The organism is Streptomyces sp. NPDC053665 (assembly GCF_055585285.1).
Window position 1 is genome coordinate 783,424 of sequence record NZ_JBVJKK010000002.1, and the last position, 25,312, is coordinate 808,735.

A 25,312-nucleotide genomic window follows, 5' to 3' on the forward strand; every position below is an offset into this window, starting at 1 on the left:
CGTCCTCCGGATCGCAGTATTGGCGGTACCCGCGGTATCGGCGGTACCGCCGGTGCCGAGCCCCGCAGCCGTCCCGCCCGGGCGCGCGCACGGCAGAGGCCCGCCGGGGGATCCCCGGCGGGCCTCTGCGGCGTCCTGCGCGGTCAGCGCCTGCCGGCGAACTTCCACGCCGTGGGCAGCGCGCCCATCGCCAGCGCCGCCTTCAGCGCGTCGCCGATGAGGAACGGCGTGAGGCCGGCCGCGATGGCGGCGGTGGCGGACATGCCGGTCGACAGGGCGAGGTAGGGCACGCCGACGGCGTAGATGATCGCCTCGCCGACGAGCATCGTGCCCGCCATGCGCCACACCGAGCGGTCCGCGCCGCGGCGGGCCAGGGCGCCGACGACGGTCGCGGCGAGGATCATGCCGAGGATGTAACCGAAGGACGGGGCGACCCCGGACGTGCCGCTCGCGAACCACGGCACCCCGGCGACGCCCGCCACCGCGTACAGCGCGAGGGCAAGCAGGCCGCGGCCGGCGCCGAGCGAGGTGCCGACGAGCAGCGCGGCGAAGGTCTGGCCGGTCACCGGCACCGGGGAGCCGGGCACCGGCACCGACAGCTGGGCGGCGAGGCCGGTGAGCGCGGCGCCGCCGAGCACGAGGGCCGCGTCCCGGACACGGGAGGCAGGGAGCAGGTCGGCGAGGACCTGTCCGGTGCTGGCGGGTGTGGCGGCGGCGGTGCTCATGGGGACTCCGCGGGGGTGAGGGCGGGTGGGACACCGTGACGCTATCCCAGCGCCCTCGCGCCGATCACCGTCAGCGCTCGACAAAGGCATGAGGCGGCCCTTGGTCGGCTCCGGACAAAGGACGCCGCCTCCCGCGGGTGCGGCGTGACGCCGGTCACTGAGTTGAGGTGGCCCGCAGCACGCCGGCCACCGAGGAGGCCGCTGTAGGTTTCCCCCAAAGACCGGCGCCGGCCGCGCGGGTGCTCACCGGCGGTGTCTCGCCCGTCGGGCACGCCCTGTCCGCCGCGGGGGCGTTTTGCTAGCGTCTCGCCCATGGTTGCCCAGGCCCGGTACTTCTCGCAGCGTCGCTACGTCGACCTGCGCCGCCAGGGCACGGCCACCTGTCGCCGCCCGGTGTGAGGCGGGGCGGCACGGTTCCGGCCCGCCGATCCAGACGGCACAGTGTCGGACCGGCCCCAGGAAGTTGCCATGCCCCGTACCGCGGCTCCCCTTCTGACGTCCCCCATCCCCCGAGTCGCCGACAGCGACCGGCGCCGCACCAGCGCCAGCGTCGTCCTGCGGTCCGTGCTGGAGCACGGCCCCGTCGCGCGCAGCACCATCGCCCGGCTGACCGGGCTGTCGCCGGCGTCGGTGACCGACTACTGCGCCCGGCTGGCCGAGTCGGGCCTCATCCGCGAGTCCGCGGTGCCGCTGCGGTCCAAGGGGGTGGGGCGGCCGCACCTGCCGGTCGACCTGGACGGCTCGCGGTTCGTGGTGGCCGGGGTGCACGTGGCGGTGCCCCACACCACCGTCGCGCTGCTCGATCTGCGCGGGCGGGTCCTGGCCCGGCGCGAGCTGAAGCACGAGGGGGCCGGTCCCGCGCGGGTGCTGGCCCGGGCCGCCGACGGGCTGGCGGCGCTGTTCGCCGGGGCCCCGGGGAGCCGGCCGCTGGGGGTCGGGTTCGCGGCGGGCGGCTGGGTGGACCGGGACTCGGGCACGGTCGTGGAGCATCCCCTGCTGGGCTGGCGCGAGGTGCCGGTGCGTGACCTGCTGGCCGCGCACACGGGTCTGCCGGTCCATGTGGACGGGCACGCCCGGGCGTTGCTCAACGCGGAGCGGCTGTTCGGTCCGGCGCGGGGCAGCCGGAGCGTGCTGCACCTGTTCGCGGGCAACATGGTCGACGCGGCGTTCGCGACCCACGACGAGGTGCACCACGGGCCGCGCTCCGCGGCCGGGGCCATCGCCCATCTGCCGGTGCCGGGTGGCTCGGAGCCCTGCGACTGCGGCCGAACCGGTTGCCTGCAGGCCGAGTTGAGCGAGCGGACGCTGTGCCGGCGGGCCCGGGAGGCGGGAGTCGCGGACGGGGTGAACCCGATGCACGTGGTTGCGGCGGCCGCCGCCGGTGACACCGTGGCGGCCGGGTTGCTGCGGGAGCGCTCACGCCGGGTGGGGCGCGCGGTGGGGCTGCTGCTCGACGTGCTCAACCCCGAGCGGGTGGTGGTGACGGAGATCGGTGCCATGCACCGCGAGGACTGCCTCGCCGCCCTGCGTGCGGAGGTCGGAGCCGAGCGCGCGGACACCGTGGCACCGATCGGTTTCACGGATTCCGTGCCGGCCGTCGCGGGCGGTTCGGTGGCGCTCGACGTTCTCTACCGGGATCCGCTGGGCACGCCACCTGAGGCTATTTAATTCAGAAACTCGGAATGTTGACAGGCCGGGCCGCTGACCAGGAACATCCTGTTCATGAGCCCGCTCACGAGCTGTCGCACCCTCTGTTGCTGACCCGTTGACGCGCCCCCGGCGCCCCTTCGCGGAGCGCCTTCTCCTTCCTTTGTGACATTCCCGTGAATTCCCGGCCGCCTTTTCCCGGCCCGGAATTCCGCGTGCTGTGCCGCCTTCATACCCAGGGAGCCCTCCCATGCCCTCGCCCCCCGTTCCCGGTGTCGACCGGCGTCTGTTCCTGACCTCGCTGCTCGGCGTGACGGCCGCCGCGGCCGGGCTCAGCGGCTGCGCGGACAGCAGTGCCGCGGCCGGCGAACCGGCCTCCGACGCCCCGCTGGCCACCAAGGTCCCGGCGGGCACCGGCCTGAAGATCGCGTCGTACCAGAACGCCCAGGAACTCCAGTTGAAGCTCGCCGGGTTGGACGACCTGCCCTTCAAGGTGACGAACTGGCTGAACATCGGTGCCGGCCCCGATGTCATCAACGCCTTCCGCGCCAAGTCCCTGGACGTCGCCAACAACGCGGGCATCCCGCCGATCCAGGCCCACTACCAGGGCTTCGACGCGAAGATCGTCGCGATCAACATCACCCGCAAGCCCAACTACCTGTTCGCCACCAAGCCCGGCAGCGACATCCGCGCGGTGGCGGACTTCCGGCGCAGGCGGCTCGCCTTCTCGCAGGGACAGGCGCAGGGCGTCGTCCTGCTGCGGGCCCTGAAGAAGGCGGGGCTGGCGTACGACGACGTGGAGCTGGTGCCGCTGACCAGCAACCAGTTCCTCACCGCCCTGCAGTCCGGGCAGGTGGACGTCGCGCCGCTGGCCAACACCCAGGCACCGGCGTACCTGGGCAAGTACACGTCGGCCCGCACCATCACGACCGACGTGGTGGACCTGCTCAGTCTGCTCTGGGCGCCGGTGGCGGTGCTGAACGACCGGGCGAAGGCCGCCGCGGTCGCCGCCTACATCCCGCACTGGGCGAAGAGCCAGGTGTGGACCTACGAGCACCCCGACGAGTGGAACGAGCGGTTCTACGTCGGGACGCAGAACCTGACCCTCGCCCAGGCGAAGGCGGTGACCGAGCTGGCCAACAAGCCGCTGTTCCCGCCGCGCTGGGACGAGGCGATCCGCTGGGAGCAGGAGACCGCGGACCTGCTGGCCGAGGGCGGGTTCGTGAAGAAGTTCGACGTGTCCGAGCTCTTCGATCACCGCTTCGAGTCCCTGGCGGCCCAGGCCGTGCCGGCGGAGTACCGGAGGTGACCGCGATGACCACGACGACGCACACGACGCCGGCCGCCGCCGCGCCGCTCGCGCCGGTGGAGGAGGCGCGCCAGGTGCGCAGGCGCCGGCGGCTGGCCCCGGGCCGGCGGCTGCCCGCCGCCCGGCTGGCCGGGCCGGTCGCCGTCCTCGCCCTGTGGACCGGCGCCTCGGCCGCCGGGCTGCTCGACACCGGGGCGATACCGGCGCCGTGGACGGTGCTGGAGACGGGCATCCGCCTGTGGACCGAGGGCACGCTGCCCGACGACATCCTGACCTCGCTGCGGCGCGCGGCGAGCGGGTTCGCGATCGGCCTGACCGTGGGGATCCTGCTGGCGCTGGCGTCGGGGCTGACCCGGACCGGCGAGGCGCTGATCGACGGGACGGTGAACCTCAACCGGGCCATCCCCACCCTGGGTCTGATCCCGCTGTTCATCCTGTGGCTGGGCATCGGCGAGACCTTCAAGATCGCCATCATCGCGATCGTCGTCTACATCCCGATCTACCTCAACACGCACGCGGCGCTGTCCGGCATCGACAGCCGCTTCGTCGAACTGGCCGAGGTGCAGGGGCTGTCGAAGTACCGGTTCATCCGGCAGGTCGTGATCCCCGGGGCGCTGCCCGGGTTCTTCGTCGGGCTGCGGCTCGGCGTGACCGGCTCCTGGCTGGGCCTGGTGGTCCTGGAGCAGATCAACGCCACCAGCGGCCTCGGCTACCTGATGTTCCAGGCGCAGAACTACGGCCAGACGGACGTGATCCTCGTCGGCCTGGTCGTCTACGGCGTCTTCGGGCTGGTCTCCGACAGCGCGGTCCGCATCATCGAACGGAGGGTGCTGTCATGGCGCCGCACACTGAGCAGCTGACCCGTCCGGCCGTGCGACTGCGGGGCCTGACCCGGTCGTTCGAGGGGCGCACCGTCCTGGACGGCATCGACCTGGACCTGCCCGCCGGGCAGCTCACCGCTCTGCTCGGGCACAGCGGTTCGGGCAAGAGCACGCTGCTGCGGGCCATCGCCGGGCTCGACCACGGCGTCGCGGGCTCCGGGCAGCTGACCGCGCCCGAGCGGGTGTCGGTCGTCTTCCAGGACTCCCGGCTGCTGCCCTGGCGGCGGGTCCTCGACAACGTACTCCTCGGCGCGGAGGGCAGGGACGCCGGCCGCCGGGGCCGGGCCGCCCTGGAGGAGGTCGGGCTGAAGGGCCGCGAGCGGGCCTGGCCGGGCGAACTGTCCGGCGGGGAGGCCCAGCGTGCCGCCCTGGCCCGCTCTCTGGTGCGGGAGCCGGAACTGCTGCTGGCGGACGAGCCGTTCGGCGCGCTCGACGCGCTGACCCGGATCCGGATGCACGGCCTGCTGCGGGAGCTGTGGGAGCGCCACCGGCCCTCGGTGCTGCTGGTCACCCACGACGTGGACGAGGCGATCGTGCTCGCCGACCGGGTGCTCGTCCTGGAGAAGGGCCGCATCGGCCTCGACCTGACCATCGACCGCCCGCACCCGCGGTCGTACCGCGACCCCCTGCTCGGCGAGTACCGGGAGCGGCTGCTGGCCGCGCTCGGAGTCACGGAGGACCACCGATGACCCGCGGACAGCTGCATCTGAACGCGTTCCTGATGAACACCGGGCACCACGAGGCGTCGTGGCGGCTGCCGGAGAGCGACCCGTACGCGAGCGTCGACCTGGCGCACTACGTGCGGCTCGCGCGGATCGCCGAACGGGGCACCTTCGACTCGCTGTTCCTCGCCGACGGCCCGCAGCTGTGGAGCAGCGTGGGGCAGCGGCCCGCGGGCGCGCTGGAGCCGATCACGCTGCTGACCGCGCTGGCGACGGCCACCGAGCACATCGGCCTGATCGCCACGGCGTCCACCTCGTACAACGAGCCCTACAACCTGGCCCGCAAGTTCGCCTCCCTCGACCACATCAGCGGCGGCCGGGCTGGCTGGAACATCGTCACCACCGCCGGCGCGGACGCGGCCCGCAACTTCGGCCTGGACGCCGAACCCGCGCACGCCGAACGGTACGCGCGGGCCGCGGAGTTCCTCGACGTGGCGCTGAAGCTGTGGGACAGCTGGGAGGACGACACGGTCGTCGCCGACAAGGCGGCGGGCGTGTGGGGCGACGACGCGAAGATCCACCCGCCCCGGCACCAGGGCCGGTACTTCAGCGTCGAGGGAGCGCTCAACGTGCCCCGCTCGCCGCAGGGTTACCCGCTGCTCGTGCAGGCCGGCTCCTCCGAGGACGGCAAGCGGTTCGCGGCCCGCTACGCGGAGGCGGTGTTCACCGCGCAGCAGACGATCGAGGACGCGCGGGCCTTCTACGCCGACCTCAAGGCCCGCACCGTCGCGGCCGGCCGGGACGCCGGGCACCTCAAGGTGCTGCCGGGCATCGTCCCGGTGCTCGGCTCCACCGAGGCCGAGGCCCGGGCGCACGAGCGGGTCCTGGAGGACCACATCGTGCCCACGCACGGCGTGCGGCACCTGGAGCGGCTGCTGCGCCTGGACCCGGGCACCCTCGACCTGGACGGCCCCCTGCCCGCCGACCTGCCGCCGGAGAGCGCCATCGAGGGCGCCAAGAGCCGGTACACGCTCGTCGTCGAGCTGGCCCGGCGCGACCGGCTCACCGTGCGGCAGCTGATCGGCCGGCTCGGCGGGGGCCGCGGGCACCTCACCTTCGCGGGCACGCCCGAGCAGGTCGCCGACACCATCGAGCTGTGGTTCACCTCGGGCGCCGCCGACGGCTTCAACATCATGCCCGCGGTGCTGCCGTCCGGTCTGGAGGCGTTCGTCGACCACGTCGTCCCCCTGCTGCGCGCCCGCGGACTGCTGCGCACCGAGTACGGCGTCCGCACCACCCTGCGGGGGCGCTACGGCCTGCCGCGCCCCGCCAACCAGCACGTCCTCTCCCCCGCACTCGTCTGACCCACCCGGAAGGAAATCCGCCATGAGCATCGAGATCCACAAGGTCACCGCGCACATCGGCGCCCGCGTCGAGGGCGTCGACCTCACCCGGCCCCTCGACCGGGACACCTCCACCGCCCTGCGTGAGGCGCTCAACGCGCACAAGGCCCTCGTCTTCGACGCGGAGGGGCTGGACGACGCGGGCCAGCAGGCCTTCGTACGGCACTTCGGGGACATCACCACCGCCCATCCGACGGTGGCCGCGGTCGACGGCGCCCCGCACGTGCTGCCGGTCGACAGCGAGGGCGGCCGGGCGGCCAACCACTGGCACACCGACGTGACCTTCGTCCTGAACCCGCCGCAGGCCACGAGCCTGCGCAGCATCACCGTGCCGCCCTACGGCGGCGAGACGCTCATCGCCAGCTCGGCCGCCGCCTACCGCAACCTGCCCGACTCCCTGCGGCGCCTGGCGGACACGCTGTGGGCCGAGCACACCAACGACTACGACTACGCCGTACCGGAGGAGGACGTCGACGAGGAGCAGGCGGCCCGGCGTGCCGAGTTCACGTCGATCACGTACCGCACGGTCCACCCCGTCGTCCGGGTCCACCCGCTGACCGGGGAGCGGGGCCTGTTCATCGGCGGCTTCGCCCAGCGGATCGTGGGCCTGTCGGCGGGCGAGTCCCGCAAGGTCCTGGACCTGCTCCAGGCGTACGTCACGCGGCCGGAGAACGTGCTGCGCCACCGCTGGTCACCGAACCAGCTCGTGCTGTTCGACAACCGCATCACCCAGCACTACGCCGTCGACAACTACGACGGCCTGCCGCGCCGGCTGCACCGCGTCACGGTCGCCGGGGACGTCCCGGTGGGTGTGGAGGGCAAGGAGAGCTACGCGATCGAGGGCGACGCCTCGCACTACACCCCGGTCGCCGCCTGACCACGCCGAGCGACCGGCACGTCCACATGGTGGGATGCCTCTTCGCGCGGACGGGGAGGCATCCGAGACTGGCGGCGTTTTGCCCTCGTACGCCCCTCACGCATTGGACGAGCCGCGCCCATGCCCAGCAGCACCACCCAGGAGACGCCGACCGGCACGGACGGCGTCTCCCTCTCCCACGGCCTGAAGCAGCGCCACCTGTCGATGATCGCCCTCGGCGGTGTGATCGGCGCCGGTCTGTTCGTCGGCTCCGGTGCCGGCATCGCCGCCGCCGGACCGTCGATCGTCGTCGCCTACACCCTCTCCGGCCTCCTCGTGATGCTGGTGATGCGGATGCTGGGCGAGATGTCGGCCGCCTATCCCTCCTCGGGCTCGTTCTCGGCGCACGCCGAGCGGGCCATCGGTCCCTGGGCCGGGTTCACCGCCGGCTGGTCGTTCTGGGTGCTGCTGTGCACGGCGGTCGGCCTGGAGGGCATCGGCGCCGCGAAGATCGTCAGCGGCTGGCTGCCGGGCACCCCGGAGTGGCTGTGGGTGGCCCTGTTCATGGTCGTCTTCTGCGGCACCAACCTCGCGGCCGTGAAGAACTTCGGCGAGTTCGAGTTCTGGTTCGCGGCGCTGAAGGTCGCCGCGATCAGCCTGTTCCTGGTGCTCGGCGTGCTGGCGATCCTGGGCGTCCTGCCGGGCACCGACTCGCCCGGCGCGGGCAACCTCACCGACTTCCTGCCCAACGGCGGCGAGGGCCTGGTCATCGGCCTGCTCGCCTCGGTCTTCGCCTACGGCGGCCTGGAGACGGTCACCATCGCGGCGGCCGAGTCGGAGAACCCCGTCCAGGGCGTGGCGCGCGCGGTGCGCACCGCGATGTGGCGCATCGCGCTGTTCTACATCGGCTCCATGGCGGTCATCGTCACGCTCGTGCCGTGGGACTCGAAGGAGGTCGTCGAGAAGGGCCCGTACGTCGCCGCCCTCGACGAGCTGGGCATCCCGGGTGCCGGCCAGCTGATGAACGTGGTCGTGCTCGTGGCGCTGCTGTCCGCGATGAACGCCAACATCTACGGCGCCTCGCGCATCGCCTACTCGCTCGTGGAGCGCGGCCAGGGCCCCCGGGGGCTGGGCCGGGTCTCGGGCGGCGTGCCGCGTATCGCGGTGCTGGCGTCGTCGGTCTTCGGCTTCCTGTGCGTGCTGCTGAGCTACTGGCGCCCCGACGACGTGTTCGCGTGGCTGCTGAACATGATCGGCGCGGTCATCCTGGCCGTGTGGATCTTCATCGCCGTCTCGCAGCTGCGGCTGCGCCGCCGGCTGGAGCGGGAGGCGCCGGAGCGGCTGGCCGTGCGGATGTGGGCGTTCCCGTGGCTGACCTGGGTGGCCCTGGCCGGGATGGCGGCCGTGTTCGTCCTGATGGCCCGCGAGCCGGACACGCGCGTCCAGCTGTACTCCACGGGCGGCATGATCCTGGTCCTCGCGGCCGTCGGCTACGCCTGGCAGCGGGCCCGCGCCAAGCGCTAGGACTCCCGCACGAGAAGGCCCCCGCGACACCGCGGGGGCCTTTTCGCGTGCCCGCACCCCGCACACCCGGGCTGTTGCTGCTAGCGTGCAGTTGCAAGTACTTTGCAATAACAGGTCCGGAGGGGATCCCCGCCCATGCCCGTGTACACGCTGCCCGAGCTCCCGTACGACTACTCGGCCCTAGCCCCGGTGATCAGCCCCGAGATCATCGAGCTGCACCACGACAAGCACCACGCGGCCTACGTGAAGGGCGCCAACGACACCCTGGAGCAGCTCGCCGAGGCGCGCGACAAGGAGACCTGGGGCTCGATCAACGGGCTGGAGAAGAACCTGGCCTTCCATCTGTCGGGGCACATCCTGCACAGCATCTACTGGCAGAACATGACCGGCCCGAAGGACGGCGGAGGCGAGCCGCTGGCCCAGGACGGCGTGGGCGAACTCGCCGACGCCATCACCGCGTCCTTCGGCTCCTTCGCCGGCTTCAAGGCCCAGCTGACCAAGGCGGCCGCCACCACCCAGGGCTCCGGCTGGGGCGTGCTCGCCCACGAGCCGCTCAGCGGCCGGCTGATCGTCGAGCAGGTCTACGACCACCAGGGCAACGTCGGCCAGGGCTCGACCCCGATCCTCGTCTTCGACGCCTGGGAGCACGCCTTCTACCTCCAGTACAAGAACCAGAAGGTCGACTTCATCGAGGCCATGTGGGCCGTCGTCGACTGGCAGGACGTGGCCCGGCGCCACGAGGCCGCCAAGTCCCGGGCGGACGTGCTGCTGCTGGCCCCCTGAGGGCCGTCGAGCGTCCTGCCTCGTGATCGTCTTCTCACCCTTCACGCACGGCAGGCGGCAGGAGGGAAGCCCCCGCGAGGACGTGACTCGCGGGGGCTTCCCGTGCCCGCTACATCGGGTCCGCCTCGCACGGCACGTTGAGGGACAGCAGGCCGGCGGTCCCGTCGGGCTGCATGCGCAGTTCGCTGACCGCGGCGTTGCGCAGCCGCGGGAGCCTGTGGCGGTACTCGGCCAGGGGGATCGACAGCAGGGTGCACAGCACCAGGCGCAGCAGCGTGTTGTGGGCGACGACCAGGACCCGGCCGCCGGGGTGGCCGGCGGCGATCTCCCGCAGGGCGCGCACCCCGCGGGCGGCGGCAGCCCGCGGGTCCTCGGCGCCGGGGAAGGAGTTGGCCACCGGGTCGGCGCGGTAGGCCGCGGCCCACTCCGGGTCCTCCGTCTCGAACTCGGCGAGCGTACGGCCCTCGACGACCCCGAAGTCGCATTCCCGCAGGCCGGGTTCGCGCTGCGGGACGAGGTCCAGGGCGCGGCAGGCCGGCTCGGCGGTGGCGAGGGCCCGGGTCAGCGGGGAGGACCAGACGGCGTCGACGGGATGGGCGGCGGCCCACCGGCCCAGGGCCTCGGCCTGGGCGCGGCCGGTGTCGGTGAGGTCGATGTCGCTGACGCCGGCGTAGCGGTTCTCGGCGTGCCAGACGGTCTGCCCGTGGCGCACCAGCAGGAGGGTCGTACTCATGGGGCGGAAGTATCCCGGTTCAGGCGGCCGTACGCAGGGGTGCCGACCGGGCCCGGCGGCCGGCCGCGCTCGCGCAGGGCGTCGGCCCGGCGCGCGTACGGCTGCGCGAAGGCCGCGGTGCGGTCGGGGCGGGGCGTGAAGGCGGCCCGGAACCGGACCATGCGCCCGGCCGTGTCCGCCGGGGTCCCCGTTCCCGACGCGCCGTGGGCCGCCGACGCGGCCTTTGTCGCAGCCGGTTCGGGGCCGTTTCGGCCTCGGAGCACCCGACCGGCTGGCGCGGGCCCGCGGCCGGGGGCGCCGGTGAACGCGCGTGCGGGGGGCCGGACCGGACGGTTTCGGGGACGCGTTCGCGCAGGAGGCGCTGTACTACCGCAGGGGGTCGGCACGTCGTGCCGGCTCCCGGGACCGGCGGTGACGGCGAGGAGGGGTTGATGGGGACGCGCGTGCTGGACTGCCCGAACTGCGGCGGGATGCAGGTCTTCCGGGCGCTCGACCGGGAGGAGAGGGAAGCGGTCCGGGCCGAGATGAACGACCCCCGCTGCTACGTGGACAACCTCTGGCGCTGCACGGTCCAGGGCTGCCGGACGTACTACCCGCAGTTCCGCAAGGCCGCTCACGGGCTCCTCCCCGAGCGGTTCGGCGAGGAGCCCGCGGCCGGGGCGTGAGCCTCAGAGGTTGGAGAAGTCCGGCCCCTTGGTGCGCGTGCGCTTGATCTCGTAGAAGCCGGGGACCGAGGCCACGGCGAGGGTGCCGTCCCAGAGGCGGGCGGCCTCCTCGCCCTGGGGCGCCGGGGTGACGACCGGGCCGAAGAAGGCGATCTGCTCGCCGTCGGCACCCGGCACGGCGATGACGGGCGTGCCGACGTCCTGGCCGACCTTGTCGATGCCCTCCTTGTGGGAGGCGCGCAGCTCGGCCTCGTACGGGGTGGAGTCCCAGTGCTCCAGGAGGGACTCGGGCAGGCCGGCGTCCTTCAGGGCGGCCGCGACGGTCTCCTTGCCGGGGCCTTCGCCCTGGTTGTGGATGCGGGTGCCGAGGGCGGTGTAGAGGTCGCCGAGGACCCCGGGGCCGTGCTCCTGCTGCGCCGCGATGACGACCCGGACGGGGCCCCACGCCTTGTTCTCCAGCATGTCGCGGTATTCCTCGGGCAGCTCGTCCAGCTTGTCCTCGTTGAGGACGGCGAGGCTCATGACGTGCCAGCGGACCTCGATGTCCCTGAGCTTCTCCACCTCCAGCACCCAGCGGGAGGTCATCCACGCCCAGGGGCACAGCGGATCGAACCAGAAGTCGACGGGCGTCTTGTCCGACATGTCTCTCCTCAGCAGGAAACCGTTTCTCCGGGAACGCCGCCGTGCGCCCGCGCCATTCCCGGCTGCCCGGCGTCAGGGGCACATGGCAGGATCGGTGCTGTTCAGCCGTACCCCCCGACACCTGAGGAGTGCCGCCCGTGCCCGGTGAGAATCTGTCCCGCGACGAGGCCCGCGAGCGGGCCGCCCTGCTGAGCGTCGACGGGTACGAGGTGTCCCTCGACCTGCGGTCCGCGGTCGGCGAGGTCACGGGAGACGGGCCCCGCACCTTCCGTTCCGTGACCACGATCCGCTTCCGCTGCAACGAACCCGGGGCGAGCAGCTTCGCCGATCTGATCGCGCCGAGTGTGACGGCCGTCTCACTCAACGGCCGTGATCTGGACCCGGGTCAGGTCTTCGACGGCTCCCGGATCGCCCTGGAGGACCTGGCCGCGGACAACGAGCTGGTGGTCGACGCGCAGTGCGCGTACTCCCGCACCGGCGAGGGCCTGCACCGCTTCGTCGACCCGGAGGACGGCGAGGTGTACCTGTACACGCAGTACGAGCCGGCCGACTCGCGCCGCGTCTTCGCCAACTTCGAGCAGCCCGACCTCAAGGCCCCCTACCGCTTCGAGGTGCGCGCGCCGCAGGGCTGGACGGTGTGGAGCAACGGCGCGGGCGAACAGGCCGACGGGGTGTGGCGGTTCGCCGAGACCAAGCCGATCTCGACGTACATCACCTGTGTGGTGGCCGGCCCGTACCACTACGTGACGGACTCCTACTCCCGTACGTTCGCCGACGGCACGACCCTGGAGATCCCGCTCGGCGCCCTGTGCCGCAAGGGCCTCGCGCCGCACTTCGACGCCGACGACGTCTTCCTGGTCACCAAGCAGGGCCTGGACTTCTTCCACGACCACTTCGACTACCCCTACCCGTTCGGCAAGTACGACCAGGCGTTCGTGCCGGAGTACAACCTGGGCGCGATGGAGAACCCCGGGCTGGTGACGTTCCGGGAGGAGTTCATCTTCCGCGGGAAGGTGACACAGGCGTCCTACGAGGGCCGCGCCAACGTCGTGCTGCACGAGATGGCGCACATGTGGTTCGGCGACCTGGTCACCATGCAGTGGTGGGACGACCTGTGGCTGAAGGAGTCCTTCGCCGACTTCATGGGCTCGTTCTCGCAGGTCGGGGCCACCCGCTTCCAGGACGGCTGGATCACCTTCGCCAACCGGCGCAAGGCGTGGGCCTACCGCGCCGACCAGCTGCCCTCCACGCACCCGGTCACCGCGGACATCCGCGACCTGCAGGACGCCAAGCTGAACTTCGACGGCATCACCTACGCCAAGGGCGCGTCCGTCCTGAAGCAGCTGGTGGCGTACGTCGGCGAGGAGGCGTTCCTGGAGGGCGCCCGGCGCTACTTCAAGCGGCACGCGTACGGCAACACGCGCCTGGGCGACCTGCTGTCGGCGCTGGAGGAGACCAGCGGCCGGGACATGAGCGCCTGGGCGCGGTCCTGGCTGCAGACGGCCGGGGTGAACGCGCTGACGCCGCAGGTGCTGCTGGGCGCGGACGGCCGCGTCGAGGAGCTGGCGGTGGTGCAGGAGGCCGCCGAGTCGCACCCGGAGCTGCGCCCGCACCGGGTCGCGGTGGGCCTGTACCGGGTGGCGGACGGCGCGCTGGAGCGCTACGCGCGCGTGGAGACCGACGTCGAGGGCCCCCGGACGGTCGTGGCGGAGCTCGCCGGGAGCGAGGCGCCCGACCTGGTCCTCGTCAACGACGACGACCTGACGTACTGCAAGACCCGTTTCGACGCCACGTCCCTGGCAACCCTGCGCGAGCACCTGGGCGCGGTCACCGACCCGCTCGCCCGCGCCCTGTGCTGGTCGGCGCTGTGGAACATGACGCGGGACGCGCTGCTGCCCGCGCGGGACTTCGTCGACCTGGTGCTGCGGTTCGCGGGCCGCGAGTCGGGCATCGGCGTGCTGCAGATGCTGCACGCCTGGGCCGAGTCGGCGGTCACGCACTACACGGCGCCCGCCCGCCGGGAGGCGGCGGCCCGGCTGCTCGCCGAGGGCGCGCGGCGCGAGCTGTACGCGGCGCGGGCCGGCAGCGAGCACCAGCTGGCCTGGGCGCGGTTCTTCGCCCGGACGGCCACCGCCGAGGCCGACTTCGCGCTGCTGGACGAGCTGCTGTCGGGCACCAGCACGGTCGAGGGCCTGGACGTGGACCAGGAGCTGCGGTGGGCGTTCCTGGAGCCGCTGGCCGCGCACGGGGCCGTGGACGAGGAGACCCTGGCGCGGGAACTGGCCCGGGACGACACGGCCTCCGGCAAGCGGCACCAGATCCGCTGCCTGGCCGCCCGCCCGTCCGAGGCGGTCAAGGCACAGGCGTGGGCGCAGGTCGTGGAGTCGGACGCGCTGTCCAACGCCATGGTCGAGGCGACCATCGCGGGCTTCGCGCAGGACTCGCAGCGCGAGCTGATCGCCCCGTACGCGGACCGGTACTTCGCCGCGATCGAGCGGGTGTGGCAGGAGCGGTCGATCCAGATCGCGATGCACGTGGTGCAGGGCCTGTTCCCCTCGCTCCAGCAGTCCCGCGCGACCCTGGACGCCGCGGACGCCTGGCTGGACTCCCACAAGGAGGCCGCCCCGGCGCTGCGCCGGCTGGTGCTGGAGTCCCGGGACGACCTGGCCCGGGCGCTGCGCGACCAGGCGTGCGACGAGGCCGCTGACCAGTAGCTTTGGCCTGAGATCGGGGTGTTCCCCCGTCGTTACGAGATGAGTGCCCCGCAGCCCGTAACCCCTGGTCCGCACCCGAACGGACCAGGGGCTTTCGGCAACCGAACATCCGTCCTTTAGTGCCGTGTTGTCCGCATTCCTCGACGGACGTGTAACAGCGGTTCAAAGCGGGTCCGGGCGCGGGAAATTGCGGGGCATGACGCACAACACCCCGCTCTCCCCCCGCCCCCTGCACGAGCTGTCCGGCCTCGGCCGCCCCCGGGTGATGACGACGGCCCAGCTGCGTGCGCACGGCGTCTCCCCGGCCGGGACGAACGAGCAGTGCCGGCCCGGCGGCCCCTGGCAGCAGCTCCTGCCGGGTGTGGTCCTGCTCCACCCGGGCCCGCCGACCAGCGAGGAGCGGCTGCACGCCGTGCTCATGTACGCGGCGCGGGAGCGCGGGACCGGTGTCCCGGCCCAGCCGGGCGCGGCCCGGGCGCACACCGCCGACTACCCCGAGGTGATGATCACCGGCCTGGCCGCCCTGACCCTGCACGGCTTCGCGTCCTCGCCCCCGCTGCCGTCCCTGGACGCCTTCGACGTCCTGGTCCCCCGGATGCGGCGGCTGCGCTCGGCGGGCTGCGCCCGGATCGTCCGCGCGCCCGTCCTGCCCGCCGCCGACCGGGTGACGGGGCTGCCGGTGGCACCCGTGCCCCGCGCCGTGGCCGACGCGGTGGCCGGGCTCGCCGACGCCGAGGTGGTGCGCCGGCTGCTGACGGAGGCCGTGCGCGGCGGCCACTGCGACGCCGCCTCCGTGGTGCGCGAGCTGACCGAGGCCCGGCTGCTGAGCCGTCCGCACGTGGTGGACGCGGTGGACTCGCTGCTCGCCGAGGGCCGGGCCCGCGCGGAGGACCGCCTGTACCGCATGGTCGCCCGGTACGGCCTGCCCGACCCGGTGTGGAACGTCGACCTGCGGCTGCCCGGCGGCCCGTACCTCGGCGGCCTGGACGCGTACTGGCCCGAGCAGGCGGTGGCGGTCGAGCTCGACACCCGCGCGCCCCGCCAGGACGACGACGCCCTGTGGTCCGAGTACGCCCGCAAGCGGGAGCACCTGGAGCGCCTCGGCATCACGGTCGTCCACATCACGCCGAGGAAGCTGCGCGACAGCCCGGAGCAGCAGGCGACGGTCGTGCGCACCGCCCTGATGGCGGCGGGCGACCGCGATCCCGCCGCGTACGTCGTGGTGCTGCCCCGGTAGGGAGGGACCGGGGCCACCCGCCAGGAGGGGGGAGGAGGGGCCGCCGGCGCCGCGCGCCGGTGGCCCCTCCTCGTGCCGGTCCCGGACGTCAGCCCTTCTTGAGGACGAGTTCGGTGTTGCGGTCCTGCGGGGCGCCGCCGAGGGTCGTGATCGCACCGGGGGCGTTGAGGGACAGTTCGCGGTACAGGGCGGCCAGTCCGGTCTGGGAGAGGTCGGAGAAGTCGGTGCGGTGCGGGGCGGCGGACTCCACCAGCGTGGTGAACAGTGAGAGGGTGCCGTCCTTGTTGTCGGTCAGTTCGACGATCCGGGCGAGCTGCGGGTAGTCGACGTGGGAGGCGGTGGAGATCTCCCAGAAGGAGCGGCCGCCGGGCGCGGAGTGGGGCGTGACGACGTTCTTGTGGACGTGGCCGTTCACCCAGGCCAGCACGTTGCGGTGGCTGCCGAGCAGGGCCAGGACGGCTCGGCCGTCGCGCCGGCGTTCCCGGGGGCGGGCCGGGTCGGGGCGGGTGTTGGTCATGGATCGGCTCGTGTGGTGGCTGAAGATCACCGCGTAGGAGTCCTCGTTCTCCCGCAGGGTCCGGTCGAGCCATCGCATCTGGGCCGAGCCGATGGAGCCCTCGTAGTGGCCGCTCGGGTCGGTGGTGTCCAGGCTGATGCCGATGACGTCGTCGGAGATGCGGAAGGCGTAGTACTGGGTGCCCGCGTCGAGGTTGGCCGCGGTGTAGCCGTGGCCGGCCGGGCCGGCGCCGCGGTGGGCCGGGTCGAGGTGGGCCCGCAGGTACTCGGCCGGAGTGAAGGGGGCGCGGCGCTCGTCCGGGGTGACCGGGCGCATGGACCGGGCGTGGGACCTGAGGAAGTCGTGGTACTGCACGCCCTGCGGGTCCCCGGCCTTCTTGATGAGCTTCCTGAGCTGCCTGGCCTGCGCTGCCGGGACGTCCATCAGCTTCCTGCCGCCGACGGCCAGGTCCGCGAGGTAGGAGTCGCCGTGCGAGCCGTAGACGCCCATCGGCAGGGAGTCGTGGTTGCCGACGGTGGAGTACCAGGGCAGGTTCAGGCCGGGGCTGCGCACCTCGCGGACCGCGGCCCGCAGGAAGCCGTCGAGCCGGGGGAAGCCGGCCTGCTTGTCGAGGTCGCGCAGCGCTGCCTCCGGCTGCCAGTACTGCGTGAGGCCGCTGTTCTGGACGCCCTCGTAGCGGCGCGGGTCACCGGTGTCGGGCGTGATGCGCCCGCCGCTCATGACCGTCAGGAACCACTCCAGCTCGATCCTGGCGTTGTTGTCGGTGTTGTCGCCGGTGGTCATGGCGAAGTGCAGCGGGGCGCCGGTGACGGGGGCGCCGCGCAGCGCGTTGATCCGTTCCACGAGGGCGATCGCGCCCTGCACGGTGAGCGTCTCGTGGGGCCGCCAGGCGTGCACGTCGGCCGCGCGCAGGTACTCCAGGCGCAGGGGGTGCTGCGCGTCCATGATGTGCAGGTCGGTGAGTTGCACGAAGGCGGCGAGCGCGGTGCGGCGCCCGGCGCGGCCGGCCTTGGGCGCGGCCAGTTCGGAGCGCACCACGCGCTGCCAGCCGGGTCCGTCGCCGAGGCGCCGGTAGCCGGGGCCGCCGCGCGGGGCGGCGACGCTCGCCAGGGTGGTGCCCCGGGTGTAGGGGGCGAGGGGTGCGGCGGGTGCCTGCCGGGAGGTCGCGGCCGCGGCGGCCTGCGTGCTCTCCCCTGCCGCGGCGGCCGGGCTCTCGCCGGTCCGCAGGGCGAGTCCGGCACCCGCGGAGAGGGCGACCGCGCCGGTGGCGGCGAGGACGGAACGACGGTGGATGCCCGGGCCGGAGCCGGCGTCTGAGCGTGTGCGCGCCATGCGCTTGTCTCCCCGAGTGCGAACGCGTCGGCAGTGGTCGCGGGGTGCTCGTGACGCGAACACCCCGCTCGTACTGGATCGTTGGCACCGGGGATGACCTGTGTGTGAACGCGGCCGCAACGGGCAGCGCCGATCGCCGAACGTGGATCTCGGACCACCCGGGGTGTCGGCGAGCGCTCCGGGAACGGCCCGGGAGCGGTCACCCGGCGTTCATCTGCCGGGGTAACCGGGGTGCGGGGCGGGCCGGTTCAGCCCTCGGGGAGGCGGGCCCCGCGCTCCTCGGTCAGGTGCCCGGTCACCGGGCGCTCACGCCACAGCCGCAGCGCGGTGTCGACCATCGGCACCCGCACCAGGCCGGGCACGGCGTCCAGGTCGTGCCAGGCGGCCAGGTCGGTGGAGCCGCCCACCTCGTGGCGCAGCTCGCCGCCGGTGACGCGGGCCTCGTAGACGCAGCGGACGGCGTGGTGGTCCAGGGAGCGCCCGCCGAAGCCCTCGCGGAAGACGCGGTGGGAGGAGTCGACGCCGAGCAGGGCGGTGACCTCGACGCGGTAGCCGGTCTCCTCCTCGACCTCGCGCCGCACGGTGTCGTAGGGGTCCTCGCCGTGCTCCATGCCGCCGCCGGGCAGGACCCACTCGGGTGTGCCGTCCCGGGCGGGCGAGCGGGCGAGCAGGATCCGTCCGTCCCGGACGCATATGGCGTAGGCCGCCACCCTCAACTTCTGGCGCACTCCGGGACGTTAACCGATTTCACCGCCTTCGGGACCGATACCCGCAAAACGCATCGGGGGTTTTCCCCATACATCCATTTCGTTTCGGTCAACCCTCCCCAAAGAACATCCCCTTGCGTAAAGCTGTGCGATCGTCCGGGCTCGCCGTTCCGGACCGTCGCGACCAGGTCCGATCGGAGCCGATCGGTCCCGGCCGCTGCCGCTCGTTCCTTTACCTCAAGGGATGCCGATGACCTCCACCCCCCAGCACGACCCGATACCGGGCCGGAGACGCGTGGCACGGATCGCCGTGGCCGCCGGCCTCGTCGCCGCGCTCACCGCGGCCGGGCCGATTCCGCTGGCCTTCTCCGCCGACGGGCCGGGTGCCTCGGCGCCGGCCGACGTCGACGTCAAGTCCGCTCACGACAAGCTCGGTTCGAACGACGCGGACCTGCTCGCGGAGGCCAAGGCCGACGGCGACAAGACCGTCACCATGATGATCGCCACCGCGCCCGGGAAGACCGAGCAGGTCGCCGGGCAGCTGGACGCGGTCAAGGGCGGCTCGGTGGGCCGGGCCGACGACAAGCTGGGCTACGTCCGCGCCACCGTCCCGACCTCCCGCGCGGACGCGGCCATCGCGGCCGCGGCCAAGCTCTCCTCGGTGCACGGCATCGACCTGCGCGAGGAGATCCCGCTCGACGACCCGACGCCCAGCGGCGACGCCGCCAAGGGCGCCAAGGCCGCGAAGGGCACCTACCCCGCCCCGGACCGCAGGACCCCGGCCGAGAACCCGTACAACCCGTCCTTCGAGACGGGCGCGGTCGACTTCGTCGAGGACCACCCCAAGGCGGACGGCCGCGGCGTGACCATCGGCATCCTCGACTCCGGCGTCGACCTCGGCCACCCGGCGCTGCAGAAGACCACCACCGGTGAGCGGAAGATCGTCGACTGGGTGACGGCGACCGACCCGATCATCGACAACGACAGCACCTGGCGCCCGATGGTCTCGGCCGTGTCCGGCCCGGCCTTCACCTACCAGGGCCAGTCCTGGAAGGCGCCGGCGGGCTCCTACGCCGTCAGCCTGTTCAAGGAGTCGTACACCACCGGCGGCGACGCGGCGGGCGACGCCAACCGCGACGGCGACACCACCGACGTCTGGGGCGTGCTCTACGACGCCACGACCGGCACGGTCCGGGTCGACCTGAACAACAACAACGACTTCGGCGACGACGTCGCGATGAAGCCGTACAAGGACGGTCACCAGGTCGGGTACTTCGGCACCGACGACCCGAAGACCGACATCGCCGAGCGGCAGCCGTTCGTCGTGGAGATCCGCAAGGACGTCCCGATGGACCCGCTGGGCGGCTCCTGGGTCGGCAAGAAGTCCGACTTCGTCAACATCGGCGTCATCGAGTCCGAGCACGGCACGCACGTCGCCGGCATCACCGCCGCCAACGGCCTGTTCGGCGGGCGGATGGACGGTGCCGCGCCCGGCGCCAAGCTGGTCTCCTCCCGCGCCTGCACCTGGTCCGGCGGCTGCACCAACGTCGCGCTGACCGAGGGCATGATCGACCTCGTCACCAAGCGCGGTGTCGACATCGTCAACATGTCCATCGGCGGCCTGCCGGCGCTGAACGACGGCAACAACGCGCGCGCCGAGCTGTACACCCGGCTCATCGACGAGTACGGCGTGCAGCTGGTGATCTCCGCGGGCAACTCCGGCCCCGGCGCCAACACCATCGGCGACCCGGCCCTGGCCGAGAAGGTCATCTCGGTCGGCGCGTCCGTCTCCAAGGAGACCTGGGCCGCCAACTACGGCTCCGTCGTGGAGAAGAAGTACGCGATGATGCCCTTCTCCTCGCGCGGCCCGCGTGAGGACGGCGGCTTCACGCCGACCCTGGTCGCCCCGGGTGCCGCGATCAACACCATCCAGACCTGGATGCCGGGCGCCCCGGTCGCCGAGGCGGGCTACTCCCTGCCGGCCGGCTACGGCATGCTCCAGGGCACCTCGATGGCCTCCCCGCAGGCCGCCGGTGCCTCGGCGCTGCTGATCTCGGCCGCCAAGCAGAAGAAGATCGACCTCACGCCGGCGACACTGCGCACGGCCCTCACCTCCACCGCCGACCACATCAAGGGTGTGCAGGCGTACGAGGAGGGCGCGGGCCTGATGAACATCCCGGACGCCTGGGACGCCATCCGCGACGGCGCGCACTCGCACGCGTACACGGTCAAGGCGCCGGTCGACACCGCGATCGACCAGTTCCTGAAGACCCCGGGCTTCGGCACCGGCCTGTACGACCGCGAGGGCGGGCTGAAGGCCGGCCAGAAGAAGACCTACGAGGTCACGATCACCCGTACGTCCGGTGCCGACAAGGCGATCCGGCACGAGCTGCACTTCGAGAACAACGCGGGCGGCACGTTCCGCGTCGTCGGCTCCGACGAGGTGAAGCTGCCGCTGAACCAGCCGGTGACCGTCAAGGTCCAGGCCGCGCCGGGGTCCGCGGGCATCAAGAGCGCGATCCTCGAGGTCGACGACCCGCGCACCGAGGGCATCGACGAGCAGGTCCTGCACACGGTCGTGGTCTCCGCGCCGCTGAAGTACACCTTCTCCGCGCAGGACTCTGTGCAGCGCAACAGCTCGCAGCACTACTTCGTCACCGTTCCCGAGGGCGCCAAGAGCCTCGAGGTCGCGATGAGCGGGCTGAAGGACAAGAGCCAGACCCGGTTCATCTCCATCCACCCGTACGGCGTGCCGTCCGACCCGACGTCGACGATCAACTGCTACCCGAACTACTCGAACCCGGCCAACACCTGCCGCCCCGACGTGCGCGCGTACGCCGACCCGCAGCCGGGTGTCTGGGAGATCGAGGTCGAGTCGCGCCGGACGTCGCCGCTGCTGGACAACCCGTACAAGCTCGACGTCGCCGTCCTCGGCGCGGCCTTCGACCCGGAGACCGTGACCGTGCCCGAGGCCAAGGTCGGCACCCCGGCCACCGCCTCCTGGAAGGTGACCAACGGCTTCGCCCCGCTCGACGGCAAGCTGGTCGGCGGCCCGCTCGGCTCGGCGAAGACGGCCCGCCCGTCGATCAAGCAGGGCGAGACGCAGACCACCACGGTCGAGGTGCCCGCGGGCGCCAAGTCCCTGGACGTCGCCATCGGCCGTGTCTCGGACACCGCCGCCGACCTCGACCTCGCCGTGTACGACGCGGCCGGCAAGCAGGTCGCCAGCTCCGCGGACGGCGACTCGGAGGAGTCCGTGTCCGTGCCGTCCCCGGCAGCCGGGACGTACACGATCGAGGTCGTCGGCTACTCGGTGCCGGCCGGCACCACGGAGTACGACTACCAGGACGTGTTCTTCTCCGCCTCGCTCGGCACCGTCACGGTCGACGGCTCCGGGCCGGTGAAGCTCGGCACGGGCGACTCGGCGACCGTCTCCGGCAGCATCACCGCCGCGGCGGCCGCTCCCGAGGGACGTGAGTTCTTCGGCCAGGTCCAGCTGGTCAACGCGCGCGGCACCGTCGCGGGCCTGGGCAGCGTGAAGATCGAGAAGGTCCTGCCGTAACCCTGTACGGCGGGTGAGGGGCGGGCGTCCTGGCGGGCGCCCGCCCCTTCGCCGTGTTCAGCGGCAGGGCCGGGTGCGGGCCTCAGGTGCGGCGGCGGTGATCCAGGCCCGCTCCCGGGCGATCCGCTCCTCCCCCGTCGTCCACAGGTCCGGCTCGTCCCGCCCCTGCGGGATGCCGACCAGGACGTGCTCGCCCGCCCCCGGTCGCGGCTGCGTGTCGCCGTCCAGGGGGACGACGATCCGGTCCCGGCCCTTCGCGGGCTTCCAGTACCGCGTCACGGCGACTGTCACGCGCAGCCGCCCGCTCCCGGGGACCGACTCGGTCCTCGTGACGGTGCCCTCGGCGACGAGCCGGGCGCAGGCCAGGTACCCGGCGTGATCCGCCTCGAAGTCCGTGCCGCCCTTCGACTTCCCGGCCGCGCCGTCGGCGGCGGAGCCCGCGCCCTGGTCGTCCTGGGCACCCGTACCGCCGCCGTGCACCACCAGCGAGCCCAGGCCGAGCACGACGGCCGCCCCGACGGCGGCGACGAGCCCCCTCAGGGCGAGGACCCGGGCCGAGGGGCGGGGTCGCCGTGCGACCGGCTCGATGACGGGGGCGGTCCGGCGTTCGGGCGGGGGTCCGGCCAGGGCGTCTCCGATGAGGCCGAGCTGCTCGCGCAGCAGCGCCACGTCGGCGGCCGCGGCCCGGTACTCCTCCGCGAAGGCCGCGTCGGTGAGCGCGGCCCGGTCCGGCGGCTCCCCGGCGACCGCGGCCATGAGCGCACCCCGGTCGCCGTCCGGGGCCCTCCCGGCCGGCTCGGGCTCACCCTGCCGGTTCTCGTCGTGTTCGGCGGGCACGTCACACCACCTCGTCCTCGTGCAGGCGGGCGCGCAGGGCCCGTACCGCCGTGTGCAGCCGGCTCTTGACCGTGCCCTCCGGGACGCCGAGCTGCTCGGCGATGGACCGCACCGGCAGATCGGCGTAGAAGCGCAGGACGACGACCTGGCGCTGGGCGTCGGGCAGCTCGTCCAGACCCTGGGCGACGGCGACGGACAGCACGCTGGTGTCCTCGCCGGAGGGGTGCTCGAGCTGCCGCAGGGCGGCCAGCCGCTCCCCGAGCCGCTCCTGGCGGCGCTTGGCCCGGTGCCAGTCCATGGCCAGGTTCGAGGCGACGACCGCCGCCCACGCCGAGACGTCCCGCGGCGCCTCCCGCCCGCTCGCGGCCCGTTCCAGCAACCGCAGGCGGACCTGCTGCACCCCGTCCGGCAGGTCCGCCTGCGGCACTCCCCCGAGTGCGAGCACCGCCCGCACCCGGCGCTCCTGGGCCGGATCGAGCGGATCGGCGCCGTCCGGCAGGCCGTCCCCGGCGCGCGCCTCCCGCCCGCGCCCGGCCCTTCCGCGCAGCAGCACAAGCCACCCCCCTCACCGTGTCCCTCCTACGACGCCGGACCGGCGCGGAACGTTCACCGGTCCGGCGGCGGGTTTCGCCGGAGCGACCGAGGCATACGTCACACTTCCGTGTGGCCGGGACCCGCATGGGCAGGCGAGCTTGCGGCGTACGACCCCTGCCGGATGAATTTCTGCAGCTCAGCGGGGTCGCAACCGCAGGTCCGCAACCATGGGGCGGGACACGTCGTCCCACTCCTCGGGCAGGTGCGGCGAAAGAAGTGGACAGGCGGGCCGTGGTCGGCCGCATGATGGAAAAGCCTCGGCCAAGCAACGAGCACGTGAAGAGACGCAGGAGAGGGAGTCGCCGTGAGGGTCGGAATCGTCGGAGCCACCGGACAGGTGGGCACGGTCATGCGCAGGATCCTCAAGGAGCGGAACTTCCCGGTCACGGAGCTGCGCCTGTTCGCCTCGGCCCGGTCGGCGGGCACCGAGCTGGACGGCGTGACGGTGGAGGACGCGGCGGCCGCCGACTACACCGGCCTGGACATCGTGCTGTTCTCCGCGGGCGGTGCCACGTCCAGGGCGCTGGCCGAGAAGGTCGCCTCGCAGGGCCCGGTCGTGATCGACAACTCCTCGGCGTGGCGCAAGGACCCCGAGGTGCCGCTGGTCGTCTCCGAGGTGAACCCGCACGCGATCGCCCACCGCCCCAAGGGCATCATCGCCAACCCGAACTGCACGACGATGGCCGCCATGCCGGTGCTGCGCCCCCTGCACGAGGAGGCGGGCCTGGAGGCCCTGGTCGTCGCCACCTACCAGGCGGTGTCCGGCTCCGGTCTCGCGGGCGTGGCCGAGCTGCACGGGCAGACGCAGAAGGTCGTCGCCGAGGCGGACAGGCTCACGCACGACGGCGAGGCCGTCGACTTCCCGGAGCCCGGCGTCTACAAGCGCCCCATCGCGTTCAACGTGCTGCCGCTGGCGGGCTCGATCGTCGACGACGGCCTGAACGAGACGGACGAGGAGCAGAAGCTCCGCAACGAGTCCCGCAAGATCCTGGAGATCCCGGAGCTGAAGGTGTCCGGCACCTGCGTGCGCGTCCCGGTCTTCTCCGGCCACTCCCTGCAGATCAACGCCCGTTTCGCCCGCCCGCTCGCCCCGGAGCGCGCCGCGGAGCTGCTGAAGGACGCCCCCGGCGTCGAGCTCTCCGACATCCCGACCCCGCTCCAGGCCGCCGGCAAGGACCCCTCGTACGTCGGCCGCATCCGCCGTGACGAGACGGTGGACAACGGCCTGGCGCTGTTCGTCTCCAACGACAACCTCCGCAAGGGCGCGGCCCTGAACGCCGTCCAGATCGCGGAGCTGGTGGCGCAGGAGCTGAAGGGCTAACCCCTGCGCACCTCGTAGAGGAAGCAGCCGTACTCGACGGCCCGGACGTGGACGAGCGCCACGGCCGGGTCGTCGAGTGTTTCCGTGAGGGCCTGCTCGAAGGCGTCCGGGCCCCCGCCGACCAGCCGCCCGCCCAGGATGTGCCCCTCGGCGGAGTAGCGGCGCAGGACGCGGTGGCTGTTCGTGAACGGCAGGGGGGCGGGCGGGTCCGCCGGGCCGTCGCAGGGGCCGGCGTGGATGAAGACCGGGCCCTGCTCGTCGTAGGCGCCCGGGTCCGCGCCGGTTCCGGCGGCCCAGCGGCGCAGGGGCGCGTAGGAGACCAGCGCGATGCGTTCGCCGGGGGCGCTGTGGCGCAGGCAGCAGCGCAGGGGCGCGCCGCCCTCCGGGTCGGTCAGCGGGGCCGCCGGGCGGCCGGCGTCGTCCACCGTGCGCAGTTCCTTCAGGACGCGCGGGGCGATGGGGTGCACGGTGCGGTGCGTCATACGGTCAGGGTCACGCGCGCGGCGGCGCGAAACCGGCGGATTCCGGACGTCGCGTTCCCGCGCGCGGTGCCGCCGCCGGGGGTCGCCCGAGGGGTATCCCTAGGGAAGTCCCAGGTCGTCGCCGGAGCCGGGACCGCCGTGGAAAGATGGCGCAACCCACCCATAACGAGGAGATGACC

22 protein-coding genes are annotated in these 25,312 nt (G+C 73.0%); 13 read left to right on the forward strand and 9 right to left on the reverse strand.

What is annotated here, in order from left to right:
• Window positions 1-143 precede the first annotated feature (143 nt).
• Window positions 144-725 carry a biotin transporter BioY gene (locus ACZ6ZN_RS11065; protein WP_398110324.1) on the reverse strand — a complete coding sequence of 194 codons (582 nt, stop codon included), beginning with the start codon at window positions 723-725 and terminating at the stop codon, window positions 144-146.
• Window positions 726-1,193: 468 nt separating this feature from the next.
• Between ACZ6ZN_RS11065 and ACZ6ZN_RS11070 the strand changes: the two genes are divergently transcribed.
• From ACZ6ZN_RS11070 to ACZ6ZN_RS11105, 8 genes are all read left to right on the forward strand, one after another.
• On the forward strand, window positions 1,194-2,393 hold the full coding sequence (locus tag ACZ6ZN_RS11070) for an ROK family protein (RefSeq protein ID WP_469645066.1): 1,200 nt from the start codon (window positions 1,194-1,196) through the stop codon (window positions 2,391-2,393).
• A gap of 229 nt (window positions 2,394-2,622) precedes the next feature.
• On the forward strand, window positions 2,623-3,681 hold the full coding sequence (locus ACZ6ZN_RS11075; RefSeq protein ID WP_469645069.1) for an ABC transporter substrate-binding protein: 1,059 nt from the start codon (window positions 2,623-2,625) through the stop codon (window positions 3,679-3,681).
• 5 nt (window positions 3,682-3,686) lie between these two features.
• Window positions 3,687-4,541 carry an ABC transporter permease gene (locus ACZ6ZN_RS11080; RefSeq protein WP_398110321.1) on the forward strand — a complete coding sequence of 285 codons (855 nt, stop codon included), beginning with the start codon at window positions 3,687-3,689 and terminating at the stop codon, window positions 4,539-4,541.
• The gene (locus ACZ6ZN_RS11085; protein WP_451879689.1) at window positions 4,517-5,251 is read left to right on the forward strand and encodes an ABC transporter ATP-binding protein; all 735 of its coding nucleotides are present in this window, start codon (window positions 4,517-4,519) and stop codon (window positions 5,249-5,251) included. Before ACZ6ZN_RS11080 ends, ACZ6ZN_RS11085 begins: the two co-directional genes overlap by 25 nt.
• Window positions 5,248-6,588, forward strand: a complete 1,341-nt coding sequence (locus tag ACZ6ZN_RS11090; RefSeq protein ID WP_469645072.1) for an LLM class flavin-dependent oxidoreductase — start codon at window positions 5,248-5,250, stop codon at window positions 6,586-6,588. The genes ACZ6ZN_RS11085 and ACZ6ZN_RS11090 overlap by 4 nt, the downstream gene beginning before the upstream one ends.
• A gap of 22 nt (window positions 6,589-6,610) precedes the next feature.
• On the forward strand, window positions 6,611-7,504 hold the full coding sequence (locus ACZ6ZN_RS11095) for a TauD/TfdA dioxygenase family protein (protein WP_398110318.1): 894 nt from the start codon (window positions 6,611-6,613) through the stop codon (window positions 7,502-7,504).
• Window positions 7,505-7,624: 120 nt separating this feature from the next.
• Window positions 7,625-9,007 carry an amino acid permease gene (locus ACZ6ZN_RS11100; RefSeq protein ID WP_451879691.1) on the forward strand — a complete coding sequence of 461 codons (1,383 nt, stop codon included), beginning with the start codon at window positions 7,625-7,627 and terminating at the stop codon, window positions 9,005-9,007.
• Between the two features lie 135 nt (window positions 9,008-9,142).
• Entirely contained in the window at window positions 9,143-9,790 is a 648-nt protein-coding gene (locus ACZ6ZN_RS11105) for a superoxide dismutase (protein WP_469645076.1), read from the forward strand.
• A gap of 109 nt (window positions 9,791-9,899) precedes the next feature.
• Here the strand turns inward: ACZ6ZN_RS11105 and ACZ6ZN_RS11110 are convergent, their stop codons facing one another.
• Window positions 9,900-10,523: a histidine phosphatase family protein gene (locus ACZ6ZN_RS11110; RefSeq protein WP_469645079.1), complete on the reverse strand. Its 624-nt coding sequence runs from the start codon at window positions 10,521-10,523 to the stop codon at window positions 9,900-9,902.
• Window positions 10,520-10,684, reverse strand: coding sequence for a hypothetical protein (locus ACZ6ZN_RS11115; protein WP_469645082.1), 165 nt, complete (start codon window positions 10,682-10,684; stop codon window positions 10,520-10,522). Before ACZ6ZN_RS11115 ends, ACZ6ZN_RS11110 begins: the two co-directional genes overlap by 4 nt.
• A 270-nt stretch (window positions 10,685-10,954) precedes the next feature.
• Here ACZ6ZN_RS11115 and ACZ6ZN_RS11120 point away from each other — a divergent pair, with 270 nt between their 5' ends.
• A complete protein-coding gene (locus ACZ6ZN_RS11120; protein ID WP_469645083.1) occupies window positions 10,955-11,188 on the forward strand; it encodes a hypothetical protein in 234 nt (77 codons plus the stop codon).
• Window positions 11,189-11,191: 3 nt separating this feature from the next.
• On the opposite strand, the gene ACZ6ZN_RS11125 is transcribed toward ACZ6ZN_RS11120, so the two are convergent.
• Window positions 11,192-11,830, reverse strand: coding sequence for a mycothiol-dependent nitroreductase Rv2466c family protein (locus tag ACZ6ZN_RS11125; RefSeq protein WP_469645085.1), 639 nt, complete (start codon window positions 11,828-11,830; stop codon window positions 11,192-11,194).
• A 137-nt stretch (window positions 11,831-11,967) separates the two neighbouring features.
• On the opposite strand from ACZ6ZN_RS11125, the gene pepN reads away from it, so the two are divergent.
• Both pepN and ACZ6ZN_RS11135 read left to right on the forward strand, forming a co-directional pair.
• The gene (pepN, locus tag ACZ6ZN_RS11130) at window positions 11,968-14,544 is read left to right on the forward strand and encodes an aminopeptidase N (RefSeq protein WP_469645088.1); all 2,577 of its coding nucleotides are present in this window, start codon (window positions 11,968-11,970) and stop codon (window positions 14,542-14,544) included.
• Window positions 14,545-14,740: 196 nt separating this feature from the next.
• Window positions 14,741-15,781, forward strand: a complete 1,041-nt coding sequence (locus ACZ6ZN_RS11135; RefSeq protein ID WP_451879697.1) for a hypothetical protein — start codon at window positions 14,741-14,743, stop codon at window positions 15,779-15,781.
• 88 nt (window positions 15,782-15,869) lie between these two features.
• On the opposite strand, the gene ACZ6ZN_RS11140 is transcribed toward ACZ6ZN_RS11135, so the two are convergent.
• Window positions 15,870-17,630 carry a TIGR03767 family metallophosphoesterase gene (locus ACZ6ZN_RS11140; RefSeq protein WP_469645092.1) on the reverse strand — a complete coding sequence of 587 codons (1,761 nt, stop codon included), beginning with the start codon at window positions 17,628-17,630 and terminating at the stop codon, window positions 15,870-15,872.
• A 248-nt stretch (window positions 17,631-17,878) separates the two neighbouring features.
• The gene (locus tag ACZ6ZN_RS11145) at window positions 17,879-18,358 is read right to left on the reverse strand and encodes an NUDIX hydrolase (protein WP_398110308.1); all 480 of its coding nucleotides are present in this window, start codon (window positions 18,356-18,358) and stop codon (window positions 17,879-17,881) included.
• A gap of 229 nt (window positions 18,359-18,587) precedes the next feature.
• Here ACZ6ZN_RS11145 and ACZ6ZN_RS11150 point away from each other — a divergent pair, with 229 nt between their 5' ends.
• Entirely contained in the window at window positions 18,588-21,899 is a 3,312-nt protein-coding gene (locus tag ACZ6ZN_RS11150; protein ID WP_469645094.1) for a S8 family serine peptidase, read from the forward strand.
• 57 nt (window positions 21,900-21,956) lie between these two features.
• On the opposite strand, the gene ACZ6ZN_RS11155 is transcribed toward ACZ6ZN_RS11150, so the two are convergent.
• On the reverse strand, window positions 21,957-22,736 hold the full coding sequence (locus ACZ6ZN_RS11155) for a hypothetical protein (protein WP_469645096.1): 780 nt from the start codon (window positions 22,734-22,736) through the stop codon (window positions 21,957-21,959).
• A 1-nt stretch (window position 22,737) separates the two neighbouring features.
• On the reverse strand, window positions 22,738-23,286 hold the full coding sequence (locus ACZ6ZN_RS11160) for an RNA polymerase sigma factor (protein WP_398110436.1): 549 nt from the start codon (window positions 23,284-23,286) through the stop codon (window positions 22,738-22,740).
• Between the two features lie 348 nt (window positions 23,287-23,634).
• Between ACZ6ZN_RS11160 and ACZ6ZN_RS11165 the strand changes: the two genes are divergently transcribed.
• Entirely contained in the window at window positions 23,635-24,651 is a 1,017-nt protein-coding gene (locus tag ACZ6ZN_RS11165) for an aspartate-semialdehyde dehydrogenase (protein WP_398110305.1), read from the forward strand.
• Here ACZ6ZN_RS11165 and ACZ6ZN_RS11170 read toward each other — a convergent pair.
• Window positions 24,648-25,133, reverse strand: coding sequence for a DUF1203 domain-containing protein (locus ACZ6ZN_RS11170; RefSeq protein WP_469645099.1), 486 nt, complete (start codon window positions 25,131-25,133; stop codon window positions 24,648-24,650). The genes ACZ6ZN_RS11165 and ACZ6ZN_RS11170 overlap by 4 nt on opposite strands.
• Window positions 25,134-25,312: the final 179 nt, after the last annotated feature.

What these genes read in the sequence shown, in the direction of transcription:
- ACZ6ZN_RS11065 (WP_398110324.1), bottom strand. Translation starts at nt 725, where the DNA reads ATGAGCACCGCCGCCGCCACACCCGCCAGCACCGGACAGGTCCTCGCC.
- ACZ6ZN_RS11070 (WP_469645066.1), top strand. Translation starts at nt 1,194, where the DNA reads ATGCCCCGTACCGCGGCTCCCCTTCTGACGTCCCCCATCCCCCGAGTC.
- ACZ6ZN_RS11075 (WP_469645069.1), top strand. Translation starts at nt 2,623, where the DNA reads ATGCCCTCGCCCCCCGTTCCCGGTGTCGACCGGCGTCTGTTCCTGACC.
- ACZ6ZN_RS11080 (WP_398110321.1), top strand. Translation starts at nt 3,687, where the DNA reads ATGACCACGACGACGCACACGACGCCGGCCGCCGCCGCGCCGCTCGCG.
- ACZ6ZN_RS11085 (WP_451879689.1), top strand. Translation starts at nt 4,517, where the DNA reads ATGGCGCCGCACACTGAGCAGCTGACCCGTCCGGCCGTGCGACTGCGG.
- ACZ6ZN_RS11090 (WP_469645072.1), top strand. Translation starts at nt 5,248, where the DNA reads ATGACCCGCGGACAGCTGCATCTGAACGCGTTCCTGATGAACACCGGG.
- ACZ6ZN_RS11095 (WP_398110318.1), top strand. Translation starts at nt 6,611, where the DNA reads ATGAGCATCGAGATCCACAAGGTCACCGCGCACATCGGCGCCCGCGTC.
- ACZ6ZN_RS11100 (WP_451879691.1), top strand. Translation starts at nt 7,625, where the DNA reads ATGCCCAGCAGCACCACCCAGGAGACGCCGACCGGCACGGACGGCGTC.
- ACZ6ZN_RS11105 (WP_469645076.1), top strand. Translation starts at nt 9,143, where the DNA reads ATGCCCGTGTACACGCTGCCCGAGCTCCCGTACGACTACTCGGCCCTA.
- ACZ6ZN_RS11110 (WP_469645079.1), bottom strand. Translation starts at nt 10,523, where the DNA reads ATGAGTACGACCCTCCTGCTGGTGCGCCACGGGCAGACCGTCTGGCAC.
- ACZ6ZN_RS11115 (WP_469645082.1), bottom strand. Translation starts at nt 10,684, where the DNA reads ATGGTCCGGTTCCGGGCCGCCTTCACGCCCCGCCCCGACCGCACCGCG.
- ACZ6ZN_RS11120 (WP_469645083.1), top strand. Translation starts at nt 10,955, where the DNA reads ATGGGGACGCGCGTGCTGGACTGCCCGAACTGCGGCGGGATGCAGGTC.
- ACZ6ZN_RS11125 (WP_469645085.1), bottom strand. Translation starts at nt 11,830, where the DNA reads ATGTCGGACAAGACGCCCGTCGACTTCTGGTTCGATCCGCTGTGCCCC.
- ACZ6ZN_RS11135 (WP_451879697.1), top strand. Translation starts at nt 14,741, where the DNA reads ATGACGCACAACACCCCGCTCTCCCCCCGCCCCCTGCACGAGCTGTCC.
- ACZ6ZN_RS11140 (WP_469645092.1), bottom strand. Translation starts at nt 17,630, where the DNA reads ATGGCGCGCACACGCTCAGACGCCGGCTCCGGCCCGGGCATCCACCGT.
- ACZ6ZN_RS11150 (WP_469645094.1), top strand. Translation starts at nt 18,588, where the DNA reads ATGACCTCCACCCCCCAGCACGACCCGATACCGGGCCGGAGACGCGTG.
- ACZ6ZN_RS11170 (WP_469645099.1), bottom strand. Translation starts at nt 25,133, where the DNA reads ATGACGCACCGCACCGTGCACCCCATCGCCCCGCGCGTCCTGAAGGAA.